The organism is Streptomyces sparsus, assembly GCF_054776295.1.
This window is the reverse complement of sequence record NZ_BAAHCA010000608.1, coordinates 1-3,020: the sequence shown is the minus strand read 5'-3', so window position 1 is coordinate 3,020 and position 3,020 is coordinate 1. Positions and strand designations below refer to the sequence as shown.

General features: G+C 72.1%; 2 protein-coding genes. Both read left to right on the top strand.

Annotated features, from left to right (window positions below; all coding sequences use genetic code 11):
• Positions 1-779: dolichyl-phosphate-mannose--protein mannosyltransferase (locus tag ACYVE9_RS20985; protein ID WP_461029439.1), on the top strand; the 779-nt coding region annotated here is incomplete at its 5' end.
• 459 nt (positions 780-1,238) lie between these two features.
• The gene (locus ACYVE9_RS20980; RefSeq protein ID WP_461029438.1) at positions 1,239-2,975 is read left to right on the top strand and encodes a penicillin-binding transpeptidase domain-containing protein; all 1,737 of its coding nucleotides are present in this window, start codon (positions 1,239-1,241) and stop codon (positions 2,973-2,975) included.
• Positions 2,976-3,020: the final 45 nt, after the last annotated feature.

The following is a 3,020-nucleotide window of genomic DNA, read 5'->3' as shown; positions in this document are numbered from 1 at the left end:
CCGCCGGCGCCCGCCGCCCGCTGCGGGCGATGCTGCGCCGCGACGCACTGCCCGCGTTCAGCTCGCTGGTGCCCGTCGCGCTGGTGACGTACCTCGCCTCCTGGACCGGCTGGTTCGCCACCAGCGGCGGCTACTTCAGGGACTGGGCGGAGAAGGACGGCGCGGGCGGCGCCTGGACCTGGCTGCCGAGTCCGCTGCGCAGCCTGTGGCACTACGAAGCCGAGGTCTACAGCTTCCACGTCGACCTCACCTCCCACCACTCCTACGAGTCCAACCCGTGGAGCTGGCTGGTGAACGGCCGGCCGGTCTCCTACTTCTACGAGTCGCGGGAACTCGGCGAGAAGGGCTGCATGGAGGCGAGCGGCTGCGCCCGCGAGGTGCTCGCCCTCGGAACCCCCCTGCTGTGGTGGGTGGGTTGCGCCGCCGTGGCCTACGCCCTGTACCGCTGGGCGCTGCGCCGCGACTGGCGGGCCGGGGCGCTGCTGTGCGGGCTGGCCGCCGGTTACCTGCCCTGGTTCCTGTACCAGGAGCGGACCATCTTCTTCTTCTACGCCGTGGTGTTCGTGCCGTTCCTGTGCCTCGCGGTCGCCATGCTGCTCGGCGCGCTCGCCGGTCCGCCCGGCTGCACCGAGCGCCGCCGGACCGTCGGCCTGGTCGCCGGCGGGGTGCTCGTCCTGCTCATCGTGTGGAACTTCATCTACTTCTGGCCCATCTACACCGCCGAGGAACTGACCATGGACCAGTGGCGCGCCCGCATGTGGTTCGACACCTGGATCTAGCCGGAGCCCCGCCCCGGACGTGGGCCCTGGCGGGCGGGTCCGGCCCCGGATCCGGGGCCGGGCCGTGCCCTGGCGGGCGGATTCGAACGCGGGCCCGGGGAGCGGTAATGTCCGCTTCCGCAGGGGGTGTCCGCGTCGTGCACGGCTTGCGGCGCCAGCCGGAACCGAAACGTGATGCCGCCGCGGACGTGCGCGTGCGAGAGTCGGCAGCAGTGCCGTGCCGGGCCGTGCCCGGGACGTCGCCGAGGGGCCCCGGGCGGGTGCCGGTTGACCTCCGGCCGATCCGCACCGGGGTGGAACCGACCTGGCGGTCTGCGGCGTGCTCGTGGGCGGTGCCGCGTCACGGACCGGGGTCGCCCGGGGCCGGAGGACTGTCCGCGTCCGGTGTCGGCGCGGTGCTCTAGTGTGCTCAAACAGGTACCCGGTGTTGCCGGGGCGGGTGGGAGAGTCGGGAATCTTATGCGTGACGGTCAGAAGTTGGCGGTGATCGGCGTCGTCTGCGCGACGGCCGTGGGGGTCGCCGGTGTCGGGGCCTACGCCCTGGTCGGCAGCGACAGCGGCGTCACGGACGCGTCCGTGACGGGGACGAGCGCCGACAACAAACCGAAGGCTGTCAAGACGGGACCACTCACCGCCGAGGAGGTGTCGTCGGCCGCTGACGCCTTCCTCACCGCGTGGCAGGGCGGTGACACCGCGGAGGCCGCCGAGCTGACCAGCGACCCGGCCGCCGCGGCGAAGGCGCTGAAGAGCTTCCGCGAGGAGGGCGGCGCGTCGAAGGCGGAGTTCACCCCCGAGGCGTCCACCGACGCGGACGCCGACGCCGACGCGGACGCCGCCGGTGCGGACGCGCAGGTCGACGCGGACGTGGAGTTCGAGGCGGACGTCCAGCTCTCCTACGAGGAGACCACCTCCGAGTGGTCCTACGAGTCCTCGCTGACGGTCGTGCGCGACAAGAAGACGGGCGAGGCCGTCGTGGAGTGGCAGCCCACCGTGCTGCACCCGAAGTTGAAGGACGGCGAACGTATCGTCACCGACGCCGCGGGGGACCCGGAGGTCGTCCTCGTCGACCGCGACGGCGCCGAGCTGACGAAGGAGGAGTTCCCCGAACTCGCCGCGGTCCTCGCCGACGTCCGCCGGCGGTACGCCGACAAGACCGAGGGCAAGCCCGGCGTCGAGACCCGCATCGTCACACCCGGCACCGCGGACGCCGAGGGCGCGGACAAGAAGGACGGCAAGGCGGCGGAGGAGACCAACCGCGTCACGCTGCACAAGCTCTCCGAGGGCACACCCGGCAAGCTGACCACCACCTTGGACGCCACCCTCCAGAAGGCCGCCATGAAGGCGCTCGACGGCCGGGCCAAGGCCTCCGCGGTGGCTGTCAAGCCCAGCACCGGTGAGATCCTCGCCATCGCCAACACCCCCGCGGGCAGCTTCAACGCCGCCCTGCGCGGCGCGCTGGCGCCCGGCTCGACGATGAAGGTCGTCACCTCCTCGATGCTGCTGGAGAAGGGCCTCGCCAAGAGCGGCTCCCCGCACCCCTGCCCCAAGTACTTCACACACGGCGGCTGGAAGTTCCAGAACCTCGACAAGTTCGAGATCAAGAACGGCACCTTCGCGCAGAGCTTCGCCGCGTCCTGCAACACCGCCTTCATCAGCCAGGCGCCCGAGCTGAAGGACGACGACCTCACCAAGCAGGCCCGGGACGTCTTCGGCATCGGCCTCGACTGGCAGGTCGGCACCGGCACCTTCGACGGCGCGGTGCCCGTGCAGTCGGACGCGCAGATGGCCGCCTCCCTGCTCGGCCAGGGCGCGGTCCGGATGAATCCGCTGACGATGGCGTCGGTGGCGGCCACGGTGAAGAACGGCACCTTCAAGCAGCCCTACCTGGTCCCGCCGGAGCTGGACAACCGGACGCTGGTCAGGGCGCCCCGCAACCTGTCCCCGGCGATCTCCGCCGAGCTGCGCGCGCTGATGAAGACGACGGCGACGAGCGGCACCGCCGCCGAGGCGATGGCGTCGGTCAGTGGTGACAAGGGCGGCAAGACGGGCTCCGCCGAGGTCGACGGGCAGAAGAAGCCCAACGCCTGGTTCATCGGCTACCGCGACGACATCGCCGCCGCGGCCCTCGTACCCAACTCCGGCCACGGCGGCACGAACGCCGGGCCGGTCGTCGCCCGCATCCTCAACGCCGGCTGACCGCGGCAGCGGGTGGCCGGCCGCCGCAGGAGGGGGCCGGCCACC

Excerpts from the sequence above, each read along its gene's own strand:
- ACYVE9_RS20980 (WP_461029438.1), top strand. The coding sequence starts at position 1,239 with ATGCGTGACGGTCAGAAGTTGGCGGTGATCGGCGTCGTCTGCGCGACG.